Origin of the sequence: Amycolatopsis magusensis (genome assembly GCF_017875555.1) — a bacterium.
Taxonomy (GTDB): domain Bacteria; phylum Actinomycetota; class Actinomycetes; order Mycobacteriales; family Pseudonocardiaceae; genus Amycolatopsis; species Amycolatopsis magusensis.
The window spans coordinates 1,739,420-1,755,942 of sequence record NZ_JAGGMS010000001.1; the positions used below are offsets into that span (position 1 = coordinate 1,739,420).

The 16,523-nt window shown below is 68.5% G+C and carries 11 protein-coding genes and 1 tRNA gene; 5 read left to right on the top strand and 7 right to left on the bottom strand.

The window, feature by feature from the left end; translation table 11 throughout:
* Positions 1-35 precede the first annotated feature (35 nt).
* The 3 genes from JOM49_RS08280 to JOM49_RS43650 are packed head-to-tail and all read right to left on the bottom strand — an operon-like array spanning position 36 to position 3,602.
* Entirely contained in the window at positions 36-206 is a 171-nt protein-coding gene (locus JOM49_RS08280; RefSeq protein WP_209663752.1) for a hypothetical protein, read from the bottom strand.
* Between the two features lie 2 nt (positions 207-208).
* Positions 209-2,602: a S8 family peptidase gene (locus tag JOM49_RS08285; RefSeq protein ID WP_209663753.1), complete on the bottom strand. Its 2,394-nt coding sequence runs from the start codon at positions 2,600-2,602 to the stop codon at positions 209-211.
* A gap of 16 nt (positions 2,603-2,618) precedes the next feature.
* Positions 2,619-3,602 carry an AAA family ATPase gene (locus JOM49_RS43650; RefSeq protein ID WP_209663754.1) on the bottom strand — a complete coding sequence of 328 codons (984 nt, stop codon included), beginning with the start codon at positions 3,600-3,602 and terminating at the stop codon, positions 2,619-2,621.
* A gap of 401 nt (positions 3,603-4,003) precedes the next feature.
* Here JOM49_RS43650 and JOM49_RS08295 point away from each other — a divergent pair, with 401 nt between their 5' ends.
* The gene (locus JOM49_RS08295) at positions 4,004-5,230 is read left to right on the top strand and encodes a tyrosine-type recombinase/integrase (protein ID WP_209663755.1); all 1,227 of its coding nucleotides are present in this window, start codon (positions 4,004-4,006) and stop codon (positions 5,228-5,230) included.
* Between the two features lie 381 nt (positions 5,231-5,611).
* Here JOM49_RS08295 and JOM49_RS08300 read toward each other — a convergent pair.
* Both JOM49_RS08300 and JOM49_RS08305 read right to left on the bottom strand, forming a co-directional pair.
* Positions 5,612-5,684, bottom strand: a tRNA-Lys gene (locus JOM49_RS08300).
* Positions 5,685-5,763: 79 nt separating this feature from the next.
* Positions 5,764-6,099 carry a hypothetical protein gene (locus tag JOM49_RS08305; protein WP_209663756.1) on the bottom strand — a complete coding sequence of 112 codons (336 nt, stop codon included), beginning with the start codon at positions 6,097-6,099 and terminating at the stop codon, positions 5,764-5,766.
* A gap of 202 nt (positions 6,100-6,301) precedes the next feature.
* On the opposite strand from JOM49_RS08305, the gene JOM49_RS08310 reads away from it, so the two are divergent.
* Complete coding sequence (locus JOM49_RS08310) at positions 6,302-6,790, top strand: DUF1360 domain-containing protein (RefSeq protein WP_245369261.1); 489 nt, start codon at positions 6,302-6,304, stop codon at positions 6,788-6,790.
* A gap of 70 nt (positions 6,791-6,860) precedes the next feature.
* Here JOM49_RS08310 and JOM49_RS08315 read toward each other — a convergent pair whose 3' ends face one another.
* Positions 6,861-7,421 carry a dihydrofolate reductase family protein gene (locus JOM49_RS08315; protein ID WP_209663758.1) on the bottom strand — a complete coding sequence of 187 codons (561 nt, stop codon included), beginning with the start codon at positions 7,419-7,421 and terminating at the stop codon, positions 6,861-6,863.
* 421 nt (positions 7,422-7,842) lie between these two features.
* On the opposite strand from JOM49_RS08315, the gene JOM49_RS08320 reads away from it, so the two are divergent.
* The 3 genes from JOM49_RS08320 (at position 7,843) to JOM49_RS08330 (ending at position 14,738) form a co-directional block, all read left to right on the top strand.
* Positions 7,843-8,862: a multicopper oxidase domain-containing protein gene (locus tag JOM49_RS08320; protein WP_209663759.1), complete on the top strand. Its 1,020-nt coding sequence runs from the start codon at positions 7,843-7,845 to the stop codon at positions 8,860-8,862.
* A 28-nt stretch (positions 8,863-8,890) separates the two neighbouring features.
* The gene (locus tag JOM49_RS08325; protein ID WP_209663760.1) at positions 8,891-12,826 is read left to right on the top strand and encodes a ThuA domain-containing protein; all 3,936 of its coding nucleotides are present in this window, start codon (positions 8,891-8,893) and stop codon (positions 12,824-12,826) included.
* Between the two features lie 64 nt (positions 12,827-12,890).
* The gene (locus JOM49_RS08330) at positions 12,891-14,738 is read left to right on the top strand and encodes an OmpL47-type beta-barrel domain-containing protein (protein ID WP_209663761.1); all 1,848 of its coding nucleotides are present in this window, start codon (positions 12,891-12,893) and stop codon (positions 14,736-14,738) included.
* A 39-nt stretch (positions 14,739-14,777) separates the two neighbouring features.
* On the opposite strand, the gene JOM49_RS08335 is transcribed toward JOM49_RS08330, so the two are convergent.
* The gene (locus JOM49_RS08335) at positions 14,778-16,442 is read right to left on the bottom strand and encodes an Hsp70 family protein (RefSeq protein WP_209663762.1); all 1,665 of its coding nucleotides are present in this window, start codon (positions 16,440-16,442) and stop codon (positions 14,778-14,780) included.
* Positions 16,443-16,523 lie beyond the last annotated feature (81 nt).

Below are 16,523 nucleotides of genomic sequence, written 5' to 3' on the forward strand. Positions count from 1 at the left end.
CATTAACGTCGACCTGTGCGAAGCCGCAGCGGCAGTCACGTCGCCGTGGTGATGCTGACCGGAACGTTGATTTGCTGGGCGACAGGCGTCCAGACGTCGACATCGAGAGCGGGCGTCTCGATCGAGAGGATTAGGGCGTATCGGGCGCCTTCCTCGCTGTGGTCGCGTGCCTTGTTCTCCTTCCACCAGCCGGTCACCGGGAACACGGCTAGAGCGCCGCGCTGGGCGAGGTCGGCGGCGTTGCCGGTCCAGATGTCTGTGTGCAAGGACCCCGGCGCCCGCTGGTGATCAGGGCCGAAGAACCACTCGCCGGTGTCGTTACTGGAGCTGGCTCGCCGCTCGTCTTCAGCCAAAGCCTTCTCGTTGATCCGCTTCTGGAACTCGGTGTTGGACTCGGTCGCTCGGCGAAGGTCGAAGCGAAGACCGTGGGATGCGTACTGTAGCGACGTTGCCAGCCGCGCCGGCCGGGGTTCGGCTCGATGAAATAGGACAGAGTGACCCGCAGGCGGACCTGCGCTTCGCCGAGGTCGGCGAGGACCTCGGTGGGCCACGGCAAGTCGTGGTAGTGGATTTCGCGCATGGCACCGGCGGCGAAGGGATGGATGGTGTCCTGTGCGATAAGAGTCAACGCGTCGGTGGCGCTACGGGTGGCCCGTGCGAGGTCCGGGACTCCCATGCCGTAGCGGCGATGGATGGCGATGCGGAGTGCCTTTCGCTTGCCGACCGGAAATCGGCCCTTCATCGCGGGTGTCCACTCGGCGGAGTGCACGATCAGCGCCCGCACGGTCTCCGGCCACAGTGCCGGATACTCGGCCATCACCAACGCTGACAATGCTGCGGCCTGGGCGGTGGCGGCGCTGGTGGCGCGGGTCGTGGTCAGCAGTCGCGTGGTTCCGAGGGGCGCGTTGGTGGTCAGGAGCTGCAGGTTCGGCGGGGTGTCGAACGTGGTGCCGTCCGGCGAGCGGGCCACGTTGCCGCCCTCGAGCACGACATCGGGTTTGACCGGCCAGGCTCGACTGAACGCCACCGAGGTGCGGCTGAACGGCGACAGTTCGCCGCGTGGTGCCCAGGGCGTCCATCCAGCGAAATCAGCAGGGGCACCGTTCATGCTGTCCAGCTCGGTGTACGCGCCGACGGTCAGGACGTTCCACGCCTGGGCAGGGTCCTCCACCGGTTCGAGGTCGCTGCGGTCGAGGTGCTCATCGCCAGAATGCCAGGACCGCACGTTGCCGGCCGACACGACGAACAGCCGATTGGCGGCGTGGTCGGCTTCGTCGAGGAACACCAGCCCATCCTGGTCGGCGAGAACGCTGCGACCGGCGGCGAGTGCATCGAGGCTGGCCGACCAGGATGACGGCTGTCCGGCCGCGGGCGGGGCTGTCGCGCCGTTCGTCGATGTCGCCACGGGCGCGGTGACGGCGAGCGAGTAGACCCGGCGGCGGTCCGGTGCTTGGATTTCGGCTTGGCTGGTTCCGGCGGCGGTGACCGCACCGTAGAGGTCGGGGACGTTCTGCTGTGGCGGCGGTGGGAGCAGCTTGACCGACTCCAGCCGATGGCGTAGCCGCAGCTGTTGCGGTGAGGACAAGGCTTGGCCAAGGTCGCCGTACAGGGCGAGGCCGGCCATCTCGGTGCCGTGCCCCCGGTCGTCGTACACCGGCCACGACGGGTCTGCGGCGTGGCAGTCCTTCTGGGGCAGGGAGTCTTGTAGCAGGGGGTGTTCCTGGTAAACGCCGCTATCGATGACACAGACTGCGGGTGCGTCGGGTTCGGCGGGCTCGAGTCTGTCCACGAGGTCGCCGATCCAAGCGCTCTGCTCGGTCGCGTCCGTTCCCGCCAGGAACTGTGTTGGATCGTGTGGCCGGCGCAGCTCGGCCAGATCGTCGAGAACGTCGACCGCCGAGGCGAGCTGGTCGACGGTCGCTTCGACCAGCAGCACCGTGCGATCCCCGAACCCGAGGCTGCGCCGACCGGTGCGTAGCCCGGTCGCGGAAGCGAACGCACGGAACCGGTTCACCTCGTCCCCGTCGCGCCGCCGTAGCCATGCCTCCCACCAGAACAGTTGCCCCGGCTCCGGGAACTCGGCAGGCGGATCGGTCCATAATGCCGCGATCGACGCCGTTTGCACTGCCTGGACACGATCCACGAGATCCCGATTGCGGGGCGTCGCGGTGTCGGCGGACTCGACATACTGCGTGATCCGGTCCAGGAAGTGGGAGAGCGTGCCCTGGGGGACGAACACGGTCGCTCGTTCCATGGTGACGCCGTCGCCGAGGTCGACCTCCTGCACCGCGCGCAGCTCCGGATGGAGGGTGCTTCGCTGGGGGTCGAGCTTCTCAAGGGCGAGGTGCACCCCAGGGAAGCTCTCGAAACTGACGTAGACGCCGTCAACCGCACCCTCGACCTGCACATCGCGCTGACTCCGTCGTACCTCCGCGTCAGCGTCGATCTGACGGAGGGCATCGTGCAACTGCTGGCCGTGTTGGCGCTGATCCGCCGGCTTCGGTACTGCCTGCCCCTTGATCGCGCGCGGCGGCGGTGAGTAGGCAGCGGCCTGCGCTGGGGCCGGGATGAAGAGATGGGGGCGATCGCGAGGTTCTGGCATGACGACGTTCCGCGGGTCAGCCGAGCAGGTGCTGGCGCCGCTCCTGCAGCGCTGCACAAAGGCTCGTTGTGGTGACCCGGCCGTCGTCGGCCAGGATCGCTTCCTTGGCCGCCAGATCCGCGGCGATGGTGATCTCGCCGTGGCTGAGACCGTCGGCAGCCGCGTCGATCTTCGACCAGCTCAGCCGCTCGGTGGGGACGTTGGCCAAGCGGGTCCGGACCACGTCGCGCACGACCTCGCCAGCGGGCAGCGGATAGTCGATCACCGCGTCGAACCGGCGGAACATCGCCCGGTCCAGCAACTGCGGATGGTTGGTCGTGGCCACCAGCAGGCTGTCCGAGGTGTCGACCTCAAGGAACTGCAGGAACGAGTTCAGCACCCGCCGGATCTCGCCCACGTCGTTGCCAGCTGCACGGTCACCCGCGAGGGCGTCAACCTCGTCGAACAAGTAGACGCCACGGGTCTCCGACAACGCATCGAAGATCAGCCGTAACTTCGCTGCCGTCTCTCCCATGAACTTGGTGATGAGCCCGTCGAGCCGGATCATGAAAAGGGGAAGCCGCAGCTCGCCGGCCAGTACATGTGCCGACATGGTCTTGCCGGTTCCCGGTGGGCCTGTGAGCAACAACCGCCGCAGAGGTTGGAAACCGTGCGACCGGAGGCGGTCACTTTGTCGTTGCTCCAGCAGCACGCGTGCGAGGCGTTCCCGCACACTCTCGTCGAGTGCGAGGTCGGTAAGGAGGTTCTGCGGGTAGGTGACCGTCAGCAGCTGCGCTAGTTCGCCGCGCGGCTGCACCACCGGGACCGGACGTGTCGCCGTCGAGCTGCGGCCTTGTTGTGTCCGCAACGTGTCGACAAGATCTCGCAAATCTTGGGCGAACCGGTTCTGTCCTTGCCGCGCCGCACCGGCAGCGACCTGCAGGGCCACCGAGTAGAAGCGGGTGTCGTCGCCCTCCGCATGGCTCTTCACCATGGCTTTTACCTGGTCAGCCGTGGCCACGACCGCACCTCCCCTCCACGAGTAAGCACTGTATTCGACCATAGCGCTTCGACCGACTACGCAGCGCTCTCAGCGTCTTCCACACCGGAAGTCATGGCGGTTATCAGGTGCACTCCCATGGGTCGGAAGTCACCGCTCGTTTTACCTGCCTGATGCAGCGATGGGAGGGCGCGCTCCAGCATGCCGCCCAGTTCGAACGGGTTCACAGTCGGTTGTGTCCGAACTGATCGAGAGCGAGGTGCGGCATGTCGGCAAAGGGCGTGTTCAAGCGGTGTGGGTGCCGGTGCCCGGTGACGGGGAAGCAGTTGGGGGCACGTTGTGGTCGGCTGGATGAGCCGGGTCATGGGTCGTGATGGTTCGCGGTCGAGGGGTTGCGGGCTGCAGACGGGTCTCGTTCGAGGGTGCGTCGCGGCGGCTATGTCTCGGAGGAAGCCGCGAAGGTTGCCCGGGAGCAGGTCGCGGCGACGTCCAAGGGGATCGGGCTGACGACCGGTCACTGGCTGGAGTCCTGGGTCCGCAGCATCCGGCTACGTCGAAGTACGCGTCGGAACTATCGGCAGCATGTCGCCACGTACCTGATCCCGCAGCTGGGTGATCTGCCCTTGGTGACGCTGAGTGTGGGCGATGTACGGAAGGCGTTCGCCGCGATCGCGGCTGGGGACGGTTCCCGGTACGGACGGCTGGCGCCGTCGACGGTGGTGCGGGTCCGGGCGACGTTGAGTTCGGCGCTGACCGCCGCGGTGGGTCAGGGGCTTCTGGCGCACAACCCGGCACGAGGTCGGGAGATCGAGCTTCCGGAAGTGGTGAGGCCGCGGCCGTATGTGTGGACTGAGGCGCGGGTGGCGCGCTGGCGGGCGACGGGATGGCGTCCGGGGCCGGTGTGCGTGTGGACGCGAGAGCAGACGATCGAGTTCCTCAAGGCCATCGCCGGACACAAGCGATACCTGTATTACCACCTCGTGGCCGTGACCGGCTTGCGTCGCAGCGAGGCCGCCGCGTTGCGCGAGGTCGATGTGGACCTGCGCCACAGCGAGCTGTTCGTGATCACCAGGCCGGATCCCGGCGAGCAGGTGGACGGTGACGGGAAACTGAAGAGCCAGCACAGCACCCGGACTATCGCGCTTGACCATGTCACTGCCAGCTTGGTGCGGCGCTACCTCGCGGCTCGAGTCGCGGCCCCGGCAGGGCCCGGCGGAGAGCGGTATCTGTTCACTACCCCGGCGGGGATGCCATGCCGACTCGACCTGTTCACCCACGAGTTCGAAGACCTGCTGGCCGAGCGCACGAGCTTGCCACCGATCCGGTTGCACGATCTCCGTCATGGCGCGGCCTCGTTGTCCCTGGCAGCGGGTAACGATCTAAGCATGTCCAGGAGATGCTCGGACATGCTTCGGTGTCCTTCACCGCCGACTACTACGTATCGCTCTACCCGAGCACCCGCCACGAGGCGGCGGCGAGGATCGGCGCGTCCCTGTTCGCGGCGCCGGCCGGTCGCATGCACCGGGCCCGGCTCCTGCTCCGTTGCCGACGAGTGGCGGGCAGTGCCGTCCGATGCCCACGCGGGCCAGCGGCTACCGCGAAAATCTGAACCCGCGGACTCCAAATCCGAGGGTTCGTCCCTTCGCTGATGATCAAAATATCGGCCGTGAGCTGGGGAAATAGGGGCATGGGGGTGCTGCGGCGCGGCGATGCAGGTCTCCGATTGGGCTCCATTGCTCACGCTGTGCTCAGCTAGGCCCGTTCCGGCAGCGTCCGGCCACACTCGCGGACACACCACGCTCGGCGAAGACAGATGTGGGAGAGGATGGTGAGTGGGCACGACCGTCCGCCGCTGACCAGCGCTTCCCTGTAGCGTCCGGCGAAGGCCTGGCCGCTGCTGGCCTAAGCTGGAAGCCAGACCCGGCACGCAAACTGGTGACCTTGGCCACACAACGGGCCACGCGGATTTCTCGAACCCGCGCCAAGATCATCAGAACCGCCGTTTGTGCAGGTCAAACGGGGTGTTGGAGTGGGCCGCCTGGGGCTCGAACCCAGAACCTACGGATTAAAAGTCCGCAGCTCTACCAATTGAGCTAACGGCCCGTACCCGGAAGTCTAGCGGGCGGGGGGCGGGCCCCCGGCAGGCCGGGTGCCGGTCCACAGTGGACCTGGTGGGGCGTGCTCACCGCTCGGGCCGGACCACCTCGGCGGAGAGCCACTCGACCCGCTCCCAGTTGCGGAGCTTGAAGCCCGCGTCGGCCAGGCCGTCGACGAAGGCTTCACCGGCCTGTTCGAGCGCCGGGTAGAGCTCCAGTTCGCTTTTGGCGGCCACGCCGACGCGCGTGTCGTCGGCGAGCACGTCGAGCAGGTTCGAGCCGTGCATGCGCTCGGCCACCGCCCAGGCGGTCGCGGGGTCGATCGGGTGGTCCAGCGTGCCGACCACCACGGTGACGTTCCACGCCGCCGCTTCGGCCGGGTGCAGGGGCAGCGGGAGGTAGGGCCAGTCCGGTCGCGTCATGGTGCCGCTTCTTCCCCAGGCCCGCCCTGGCGCGGCGGAGCTCGTGGCGGCCGCGACGGGGCGGGGTGTCGACTTCGGTCGGTTCCGCCACGTCATCGTGCCAGAGTCGGGCCGCCCCGACTGTCCATTAGGGACAGACGAGACCGGGCGGTTTGCCGGTCCCGGGGGTGGGCACTCCTGTCCCATGAAGTCGGATGGCAGGTTGAAGCGGCTGCGCGAGACCTACGAGAACGGCGAGCGGCGCCCGTTGCCGGGCTACCTGCTGGCGCTCGGCGCCTACGGGGTGTTCACCGGTGCGCTGGCGCTGGTGGGCAAGCGCACCGGCGCCCGCCTGCCGAAGCGCATCGGGCTGGGTGACACGGTGCTGCTCACCGTCGCCACGCACAAGGCCAGCCGGTTGCTGACGAAGGAAGCCATCACCAGCCCGCTGCGGGCCCCGTTCACCCGGTACGAAGCCCCCGCGGGCGAGGCGGAGCTGGTCGAATCGGTGCCGGAAGGTGGCCACAAGCACGCCGTGGGCGAGCTGCTGACCTGCCCGTTCTGCGCCGCCGTCTGGATCGCGACGGGCCTGTCGGCCGGCCTGGTGCTGGCGCCCCGGCAGACGCGGCTGGTGAGCACCGTCCTGGCCGCCGTCGCCGGCTCGGACCTCCTGCAACTCGGCTACGACCGAGCCAAGCACATCACCGGCTGACTCACGCGGCAGGTGACGGGGCCGGCGGCTCGCACTGTGCCCGCCGCCGGCTGCCCGGATGGCGTCGGCTTCAGGGGCGCGCCGCGTTGGTGGGGGTGTAGCTCAGGATGATCAGGCCGGTGTCGTGCACCTCGACGCCGTTGTAGGTGAACTTCGCCTGCTGCGTGTCCCGGTAGAGCAGTTCCGAGGGCTGCGCCTTCCCCGACAGCACCGGGTGCAGCCACAGGCGCAGCTCGTCGAGCAGGCCGTTCTCCAGCAGCAGGCGGCTCACGTCGCCGAAGCCGTACTGCAGGAGGTTCGTGCCGGACTCCTTGATCCCGCGCACCCGCTCGGCCACGTCCGAGCTGATCACCTCGGTGTTCTCCCACTCCGGCTCGGTCAGCGTGGACGACACCACGTACTTCTTGATGCTGTTCATCCGGTCCGCGAAGTCGTCCACCCCGGCGCGGGAGGACCAGGCGGCGGAGAAGCCCTCGTAGGTCTCGCGGCCCATGATCAGGGCGTCGGCGTCGGCGAGCTGGGTGCTCGCGGCCTTGGTCGCCTGCTCGCTGAAGTACTCGAAGTGCCAGTCCATCATGTTGCTGATGTCGCCATCGAGGGTCATGTAGGTGGCGTTGACGATCTTGCCCATCGGAAGCTCCTCGGCTCGGTGTGTGTCTGCCACTGCGTCGAGCCGGTACGCCCCACATCGACAGGTTCGTCCCGAATTTTTCCGTGAAATTCCCGTGACGCTCAGCTACGGCTGCTAGCAGAACGTACGTGTGCTTGCCGTTAGGCCATTTAGCCCTTAACTTTTGCCACTAGTCAACATAAGTTGTTCTCATTTCGTCGGAAGAGCGATGTCCGTGCGCCACTAGAGGGACGCCCGGGTCGAAAGGCGAGGCACGTGGCAATGGTGTCAACGATGTCAACGATGTCGCCGCGGGGGCGATACGGCCGCTGCGCCGGTCAAGCCGTCCCCGCCGAGGCCGCCGGGCCCGAACCACCCGGCCCGCGCCGTTAGCCCCTCCCCGACCTCCCGAAACTCCCCGTCCCCGAAACGGAGATCGACCATGGACAAAGCCGCCCAGCCCGCCCGATCCGGGCTGTCGCGCCGCTCGATGCTGGCCACCGCCGCCGCCGGCGTGCTCATCCCCGGCATGGTGGCCGGGGCCGCCGCTCCCCACGCCGCCGCCGCGGCCGGGATCACCCGCAAGGTCACCGTCTACGCCGAGCCGCTGCCCGGCGGCCAGTTCGGCTACGGCCTCGAGCCGGGCAAGGCCACCATTCCCGGGCCGCTCCTGGAGATCTACGAGGGCGACACCCTCGAGATCGAGCTGGTCAACAACACCGACCAGCGGCTGTCCATCCACCCGCACGGCGTCAACTACGACACCGACTCCGACGGCTCCCCGCTCAACGCCTCGTTCAACAAGCCGGGCGAGACCCGCACCTACATCTGGCGCACCCGCACGCAGTACAAGGCAGCCAACGGGTTCTGGATGCCGGGCAGCGCGGGCTACTGGCAGTACCACGACCACGCGATGGGCACCGACCACGGCACCGTCGGCCTGCAGAAGGGCCTCTACGGCGGGCTCATCGTGCGCAAGAAGGGCGACCTGCTGCCGAGCAGGCAGTACACCGTGGTCTTCAACGACATGCTGATCAACAACAAGGTCGCCCCGGACACCCCGATGTTCGAGGCCAACCAGGGCGAGCGGGTCGAGTGGATCTGCATCGGCCACGGCATCTTCCCGCACACCTTCCACCTGCACGCCCACCGCTGGGCGGACACCCGCACCGGGATGCTCAACGGCGAGAACGACCACGCCAACGTGATCGACAACAAGAACCTCGACCCCGGCGCGTCCTTCGGTTTCCAGGTGATCGCCGGTGAGGGCGTCGGGCCCGGCGCCTGGATGTACCACTGCCACGTCCAGAACCACTCGGACATGGGCATGGCGGGCATCTTCCTGGTCCGCAACCCCGACGGCAGCATGCCGGCCGGCGCGCAGGAGGCCATCGACCGGTTCCGGCACCACGACCACTCGGGCCACACCGCCGAGTCGAGCGCGACCGCGCACAACCACTAGTTCCCAACCACAGATGAAGGAGTCAGGGATGGGGCGAAGAGTTTCGGCAAGTTGGTCGAAACGGCGACGATCGGCGGCCGTGCTGGCCGTCGGGGCGGTGGTCGCGCTCGCGGCGCCACTGGCCACCACGGTCGTGGCGCAGGCGCAGCCGGCGGCAGCCGCGGCGGCGCCGGTCTCCGTGCTGGTGTTCCACGGCCCGGCGGCGGACCAGAAGGACCCGGTGCTGCGCGCCAGCGACGCGATCGCGCGGCTGGGCCAGGACAACGGCATCACCGTCACCTCGAGCTCGAACCCCGGGGTGTTCACCGCGACGAACCTGGCGAACTACCGGGGGGTGGTGTTCCTGTCCGCGGAGGGCGTGACGCTGTCCACCGAGCAGGAAACCGCGCTGAAGAACTACATGAAGGCGGGCGGCGGCTTCCTCGGCCTGTCCGACGCCGCCAAGGCGCAGGACAACTCGGAGTGGTTCACCGGCCTGATCGGTGCCCGCCCGGCGGGTGCCCGCACGGTGGTCACCGCCAGCGGCGAGAACCCGCCGAACGAGACCAAGGAAAAGCTGAACGACCGCGACCAGAACACCAAGTGGCTCGCGTTCAGCAAGACGGGCTGGATCAGCTACCAGCTGCCAGGGCCCGCCACGCTCACCAAGTACTCCCTGACCTCGGCCAACGACTTCGAGGCCCGCGACCCGAAGGACTGGACCCTGCAGGGGTCGGCCGACGGCACCACGTGGACCGACCTGGACAAGCGCACCGGCGAGGACTTCCCCGAGCGCTTCCAGGCCAAGACCTACCAGTTCACCAACACCACCAGCTACGCGCACTACCGGCTGAACATCACCGCGAACGCCGGTGAGACGGCCACCCAGCTGGCCGAGTTCGACGTGCACTACGACAACTCGCAGAACCCGCCGCCGCCGGAACCGGCGCCGGCCGAGGCCACGGTCAACGTCCTCGACCGCCAGCACCCGGCGAACGAGGGCCTGCCGCTGAACTGGAAGCGGACCGACCGCTGGCTGAACTGGGAAGCGAACCCGATCGGCCAGGTGCACACCATCGCCCAGGTCGAGGAGAAGGGCTACAACCCGGGCGCGAGCGCCAACGGGCCGTTCCACCCGATCTCCTGGTGCCGCGACTACGACGGCGGCCGGTCCTTCTACACCGGCATGGGCCGCACCGAGGGCAGCTACGCCGAGGACCAGTTCCGCGGCCACCTGCTCGGCGCGCTGAAGTGGACCACCGGCATGGTGCGCGGTGACTGCAAGGCGACCATCGCCGCCAACTACAAGGTGGAGCGGCTGTCCGGGGCGAACGCCGCCGGGCAGATGGACCAGATCGGTGAGCCGCACGGGCTGACCATCGCGCCGAACGGCCGCGTGTTCTACATCGGCAAGGCCGCCTGCGCGACCGGCCCGGTGCCCAGCTGGGACAACCCGAACGTGGGCCTCGGCTGCGGCACGATCCACCAGTGGGACCCGGCCACCAAGCAGGTCAAGCTGCTCACCACGCTCAAGGTGATGGGCAACCGGGGTTCCGGTGACGAATTGGTGAAGAACGAAGAGGGTCTGGTCGGCATGACGCTGGACCCGAAGTTCGCCGAGAACGGCTGGTTCTACGTCTACTGGATGCCGTACGAGTCCATCGACAAGGACAAGCGGATCGGCAAGCGCACGGTTTCGCGCTTCACCTACGACGCCGCGAAGGCCACGATCGACCAGTCCACCCGCAAGGACCTGCTGTCCTGGGACACGCAGATCCACAGCTGCTGCCACGCCGGTGGCGGCATGGCCTTCGACAAGGACGGCAACCTCTACATCGGTTCCGGTGACAGCAACTCGTCGCAGGGCTCGAACGGCTACTCCGGCAACAACTGGACCGCCGACTACAAGGGTGTCTCCTTCCAGGACGCGCGCCGCACCTCGGGCAACACCAACGACCTCAACGGGAAGATCATCCGGATCCACCCGGAGGCCGACGGCACCTACACCGTGCCGGCGGGCAACCTGTTCCCGCCGGGCACCGACAAGGCGCGCTCGGAGATCTACGTGATGGGCGTGCGGAACATCTCGCGCCTGCAGGTGGACCCGGTCACCAACTGGGTCACCGCCGGCTGGGTCGGTCCCGACGCGGGCTCGCCGAGCCCGGAACTCGGCCCGGCGAAGTACGAGACGGCGACCGTGATCACCGAAGCCGGCAACCACGGCTGGCCGTACTGCATGGGCAACCGGCAGCCGTACCGCGACCGCAGCAGTTCCGACGCCGCGGTGCTGACCGGCTGGTACGACTGCAACAACCCGGTGAACACCTCGCCGCGCAACACCGGCCTGGTGAACCTGCCGCCGATCAAGGACAACATGATCTGGTACTCGCCCGACGGCGGTGGCCCGATCTTCCCGAACCGCCCGAACAGCTCCGTGCCGACCTACAACGCCGCGGACGCGACCTACACCCAGCCCTACCTCAAGGGTGGCGGTCAGGCGGTCATGTCCGGTCCGACCTACCACCGCGACCTGGTGAACACCAACAGCGGGGTGGCCTGGCCGGAGTACTGGGACAAGAAGTGGTTCATCGGGGACCAGTCCAACTCGCAGAACCGCGTCGCGGTGACGGTGGACCCGGCGGGCGTTCCGACGCAGCAGCCGCCTGCCTTCGCCGAGACCCTGCGGCAGATCATCCCGTCGGGCAGCGGTGACGGGAAGCTGCTCAGCTGGATGGACGCCAAGTTCGGCGCGGACGGCGCGCTGTACCTGCTGGACTACGGCAACGGCTTCTTCAGCCTCGACTCGAACCAGAAGCTGATCCGGATCACCTACACCGGCGGGGCGGCCACCCCGGCGCCCGCGGCGACGAACACCAACGTGCAGAGCAAGCCGCTGACGGTGGCGTTCAACGGGATGAAGTCCGGTGGCGTGTCCTGGGAGTGGGACTTCGGCGACGGCACCATGTCGACCGAGGCCAACCCCCGGCACACCTACACCCGCACCGGCCCGTTCACCGCGAAGCTGACCACCACCTACGCCGACGGCGAGAAGGTGGTCTCGCGCACCACGGCGAACGTCGGCTGCCTGGTCCCGGACACCGGGGCCACGGTGACCATCGGTGACGCCGACACCGGCGTGCCCAACCACAACGCCGGTGGTGGCTGCAAGGTCGACGACATGATCGACGACGAGAGCACCTGGCCGACCAAGGCCGGATTCGTCGACCACGTCAAGAACGCGACCAAGAACCTCAAGCAGCTCGGGGTGCTCAACGACAAGCAGCGGGACAAGATCAACGCCGCCGCGCAGGACTCGCCGATCGGGAACCCCGGCCACGTCGGCTACCTGTCGATCTACGACGGGACCTCGCTCAAGGGCTGGGAAATGGCTCCCTCCGGGGAGTTCAAGATCCAGCCGGACGGTTCGCTGCGACCCAGCGGCGGGCTGGGCATGCTGTGGTACGCCGGGCAGCAGTTCGGCAACTACTCGCTGAAGCTGCAGTTCAAGGACATCGCACCGCAGGGCAACGCCAACAGCGGGGTCTTCGTGCGGTTCCCCGACCCGCGCACCCCGCTGGACCAGCGGCCGCCGGGTAGCTGCGGCACCACCGGTTCGGCGGCGACGTCACAGGCGTGGGTGGCCATCTTCTGCGGCCACGAGATCCAGCTCTACGACGGGACCACCGGAGAACCGCAGAAGACGGGATCGGTCTACAACTTCGACCCGAACCCGCTCGACGCGGCCGGTGCCACGCCGAAGGGGCAGTGGAACGAGTACGAGATCAAGGTTGTCGGCCAGCACTACACGATCATCCGCAACGGCAAGGTGATCAACGAGTTCGACAACAACCCGGGACTGCAGTCCTCGCGGGCGGGCGATCCGCCCACCGACCTGAGGCAGTTCGCCGACGGGTTCATCGGTCTGCAGAACCACGGTGACAACGACCTGATGGAGTTCCGCAACATCCGGGTGCGGCAGCTGTAACCGGTAGCCGGCCGGCCGGTGCGCGGCGCGCACCGGCCGGCCCTTCAGGAAGGTTTTTCCCGCTATGTCCCGACGAATGCTCGCCGCGCTGGGCGCGGTGCTGACCATGCTGGGGCTGGTGGTGATGCCGGCTTCGGCGTCGTCGCCAGTGGTCGCCGCGGCCCAGACGCTGACCTGGACCTCGGACGAGAACGTCGCCAAGTACACCTCCGCGCCCACCACCGCCGTGGCCGGCGAAACCACCATCGTCTTCGAGAACAGCGTGGCCACCGGGAACGACACCGGCATGCTGCACACGCTGACCTTCGACATGTCGACCCCCGGGTACAACCACGACGCGGCGGTGAACATCACCGCCAGCCCGTCCGACGCGAACAACGGCCGCCACGAGCTGACGGTGACCCTGACCCCGGGCAAGTACCGCTACTTCTGCGCGCTGCCGGGCCACAGCTCGATGCAGGGCGAGTTCACCGTCACCGAGGGCCCCGGCGGTGGCGACGACACCACCCCGCCGACCGTGGCCGCCCAGATCACCGGCACGCAGGACGCCGACGGCAACTACGTCGGCTCGGCGTCGGTCGCGCTGACCGCCACCGACGCCGGCTCCGGCGTCGACAAGGTCGAGTACCAGCTCGACGGCGGCGCGTGGACCGCTTACACCGCACCGGTTTCCGTGACCACCGCGGGCGCGCACATGGTCCACTACCGCGCCACGGACAAGGCGGGCAACGCTTCCGAAGAGGGCATGTCCTCGTTCACCGTCGTCGAAGGCGGTGGCGGCGAGGACACCACCCCGCCGGTGGTCACCGCCGAGGTGACCGGTGAGCAGGACGCGGACGGGAACTACGTCGGCTCGGCGTCGGTCGCGCTGAACGCGACCGACGAGGGGTCCGGTGTGGACAAGGTCGAGTACCAGCTGGACGGTGGGGCGTGGACCGCCTACACCGCGCCGGTCGTGGTCTCGACGCCGGGCGCGCACATGCTGCACCACCGCGCGACCGACAAGGCGGGCAACGCTTCCGCGGAAGGCATGTCCTCGTTCACCGTGGTCGAAGAAGGCCCGGGTGAGGACACCACCGCGCCGGTGGTCGCCGCGGTGATCGAAGGCACGCAGAACTCCGACGGCGCGTACGTCGGCTCGGCTTCGGTCAAGCTGAACGCGACCGACGAGGGGTCCGGTGTGGACAAGGTCGAGTACCAGTTGGACGGTGGCGCGTGGACCGCTTACACCGCACCGGTTCCGGTGACCGCGGTCGGCGACCACATGGTGCACTTCCGGGCCACGGACAAGGCGGGCAACGCTTCCGAAGAGGGCATGTCCTCGTTCACCATCGTGGAGGGCAGCGGTGACGTCGAGCCGCCCAAGACCTCGATGGCGGTGACCGGGGTGCAGAACTCGAACTGGGCCTACGTGGACAAGGCGACGGTCACGCTGACCGCCACCGACACCGGCTCGGGCGTGGACAAGGTCGAGTACCAGCTCGACGGCGCCGCGTGGGCCGCCTACACGGCCCCGGTCGCGGTGACCGCGGTCGGCGCGCACACGGTGAAGTACCGGGCCTCGGACAAGGAGGGCAACGTCGCCGACGAGCGCACCGGCACCTTCACCGTGGTCAAGGGCGGTTCCGGGCCGGGTCAGGACGTCTGCCCCGACTCCGACCTGCGTTCGACGGTGATCATCGGCGGGATCGACAGCCAGGTGCGCAACGTCGACATCGGCAACGGCTGCACGATCAACGACGTGATCGCCGAGAACGCCGAGTACGCGACGCACACCAAGTTCGTGCGGCACGTGAAGGCGGTGACGAAGGAACTCGTCACCAACGGGGTGCTGACCGGTCCCAACCGGGATCGCATCATCACCGCCGCGGTCAACTCCGACGTCGGGATGCACACCAGCAACGCCGTCTGAGTCCTTTGAGGTAGTGGGTGCGTAAGTCCCCCGGGGGAACTACGCACCCACTACTGTTTTCCAGGCCTGGTGCACGTCGGCCATCGACGGGTTGTGGTCGGTGCCGGCGCCGAAGAAGGCACACAGCGAGTTCGTGTCGGCGTACCACAGCACGGTGTTCCCGCTGGGCGCCTCGATGTCGTGCGACTTCCCGGTCAGTTCACCGCCGGTCCAGGGCTCCTCGCTCAGCCATCTCGTGTCCGGTAGGTCGACGAACTCCTGGTTGAGCTGCCGGCAGGTCTGCGCGTCGTCCGAGGACAGGTAGTTCGCGAAGTAGGCGACGCCGTCGACCTCGAACCGGCAGCGCACGTGGTTGCGTGCCTGGTACATGTCGCCCTGGCTGTTGGTACCCAGTGCGTTGACGCAGTCGTCGGCCTTCGCCGCGGCGGGACCGGCGAACGCGATCAGCTGCTCGTCTTCGCGGAAGGCGGCGGGAGCGGGTTCCGGTGGCGCGCTGCTGGGGACGCTGACGGGCGTGCTGGCGATCGGGGTCGCCGTGCCGACGGTGTCCGGGCGCAGCAACGCGGCGACCGTCACCGCGCCGAGGGCCAGCACCACCAGGCCGACGGCCGTGACGACCGCGGCCGTCGACTGCTTCGGCTCCGGTGGTGGCACGGGCATCGGCGTGGACCTCGGCAGCGACGGCGGCGGCGGGACGATCGGTGTCCACTGTGGAATGACGGGGGCCGGGCCCAGTGCCCCCAGCGCGACGCTGGTCTCCGGGGAATCGACGATCGTCGGCAGCAGCCCGATCCGCTGGCTGATCAACCGCGCCACCAGCGGCATGCGCGTCGCCCCGCCGACCAGGTAGACGGCCGTGATCGGCGTGGTGCCCACGGTCTTCGCCAGCAGTTCGACCGCCCGCCGCAGCGCCGGTTCCACCAGGGTTTCCAGCTCCTGCCGGGTCAGGTGCGCGTCGGGCAGCGGGTGCGGCAGCGGGATGTCGGTCTGCGTGTACTGCGACAGCGCCTCCTTGCCCGCCCGCACGTCCTCGGCGAGCGCGCGGGCCGCGCGACGGCCCGCCGCGTCGTTCGGGCGGTTCAGCTCGGCGCCCAGGTGCTCCAGCAGCAGGTGGTCGAGGTCCCGGCCGCCGAAGTCCGGCAGGCCCGCCTCGGCGAGGACGTCCCAGCCGGTGCCCGTCCGCCGCAGGACCGCGACGTCGGTGGTGCCGCCGCCCATGTCGAACACCGCGAGAGCCTGCCCCGGCGGCACGTCGGCGGCCTGCGTGGCGGCCGCGACCGGCTCCGCGACGAGTTGGACGTCCCCGTGCCACCCGGCCTCGCGTGCCGCCTCCAGGAGCACCGCGCGGCGTGAGCTGTACCAGTCGGCGGGGTGGGTGAGGACCACGCGATCCGGCGCGGGCGCTTCGGCCGCCACCCGCCGCAGCACCGCCGCGATCAGCGAGACCACCGGCACGGCGGCGTCACCGAGCAGCACCTCGCCGTCGTCGATGCGCTCCTTGGGGTGCGGCTCGAACCGTGCCGGGTCGAGCCGGGCGCCGCGCAGCGCCTCCTGCCCGACGACCAGGGTGCCGTCACGGCCGCGCAGCACCGCGGACGGCAGCACGGGCCACCCGTCGAACAGCAGCAGGCGCGCGGGCCCGCCCTGGGTCCGCAGCGCGGCGACCGTGTTGGACGTCCCGAAGTCGACAGCGAGTTCACGCACGGGCCAGACGCTAATCAGAAGATCGCGCCGAGGTGCGCGTTGTGGCCGAATCTTTAGCAGAGTGCTCGCTCGGGTAATCGG

Bases quoted from the DNA above. Each gene is read 5' to 3' on its own strand.
- JOM49_RS08285 (WP_209663753.1), bottom strand. From the start codon at position 2,602: ATGCCAGAACCTCGCGATCGCCCCCATCTCTTCATCCCGGCCCCAGCG.
- JOM49_RS08305 (WP_209663756.1), bottom strand. From the start codon at position 6,099: ATGACGCGACCGGACTGGCCCTACCTCCCGCTGCCCCTGCACCCGGCC.
- JOM49_RS08315 (WP_209663758.1), bottom strand. From the start codon at position 7,421: ATGGGCAAGATCGTCAACGCCACCTACATGACCCTCGATGGCGACATC.
- JOM49_RS08320 (WP_209663759.1), top strand. From the start codon at position 7,843: ATGGACAAAGCCGCCCAGCCCGCCCGATCCGGGCTGTCGCGCCGCTCG.
- JOM49_RS08325 (WP_209663760.1), top strand. From the start codon at position 8,891: ATGGGGCGAAGAGTTTCGGCAAGTTGGTCGAAACGGCGACGATCGGCG.
- JOM49_RS08330 (WP_209663761.1), top strand. From the start codon at position 12,891: ATGTCCCGACGAATGCTCGCCGCGCTGGGCGCGGTGCTGACCATGCTG.